The following is a 967-nucleotide window of genomic DNA, read 5'->3' on the forward strand; positions in this document are numbered from 1 at the left end:
GCCAGGCTCTGGGATTCGCTTGCGACATCCGCGATGAAGAAGCGGTGAAAGCCACCGTGGCCGATGTCTACAAGGCGGTCGAGGTTGTCCATGGGCTGGTCAACAACGCCGGCGGCCAATTCCCTTCCCCGCTCGCCTTGATCAGCCAGAAAGGCTGGGAAACCGTGGTACGCACCAACCTGACCGGCGGCTTTCTGATGGCCCGGGAAGTGTTCCTGCAGGGCATGAACAAAAACGGCGGTGCCATCGTCAACATCGTTGCCGACATGTGGGGGGGCATGCCGGGCATGGGCCACTCCGGCGCGGCTCGCGCGGGCATGGTCAACTTCACCCAGACCTCGGCCTACGAATGGGGCAGTTGCGGTGTGCGCGTCAACGCAGTGGCCCCGGGCTGGATCATGTCCAGCGGCATGGACACCTACCCGGAAGGCTTCAAGCAAACTCTGAAAACCCTGCGCGCCGCCGTACCGCTACAACGCATGGGCAATGAATCGGAAGTGTCCGGCGCAATCTGCTTCCTGCTCAGCGACGCGGCCGCCTTTATCAGTGGCGACACCCTGCGCATTGATGGCGCCGCCAGCCAGGGCAATGTGGCGATCTTCCCGCTGCCCGCCCACGACAAGAGCAAGCCGTTCGATGGCTTCCACCGTGCCACCACCCCGGACGTGTTCAAGGATCTCTAATGGCGACTCTCGACAGCGCACTTGACCCCAACAGCGAAGAATACCGCCAGAACCGCGAGGCCTTGCTCGCGGCCGTGGAGGAATTCCGTGCCATCGAACAGGCCGTCGTGGATACCGCGGAAAGCAAACGCGCCAAGTTTGAAAAGCGCGGCCAGCTGCTTCCCCACGAACGTATCTCCCGGCTGCTGGATGCAGGCTCCCCGTTTCTGAGTCTGATGAATCTGGCCGGCTATAAGATGCACGACGACAAGGACGGCACCGAAGCCGGCGGCAGCACCATTGCC

The 967-nt window shown here is 62.7% G+C and carries 1 protein-coding gene and 1 pseudogene; both read left to right on the forward strand.

All coding sequences use genetic code 11. From position 1 onward, the window contains the following. Positions 1–683: SDR family oxidoreductase (locus tag A3730_RS24180; RefSeq protein ID WP_063539147.1), on the forward strand; the 683-nt coding region annotated here is incomplete at its 5' end. Continuing rightward, positions 683–967: pseudogene (locus tag A3730_RS24185) on the forward strand (acyl-CoA carboxylase subunit beta); the annotation flags it as partial. The gene A3730_RS24180 and the pseudogene A3730_RS24185, both read left to right, overlap by 1 nt.

Source organism: Alcanivorax sp. HI0044, from assembly GCF_001634945.1.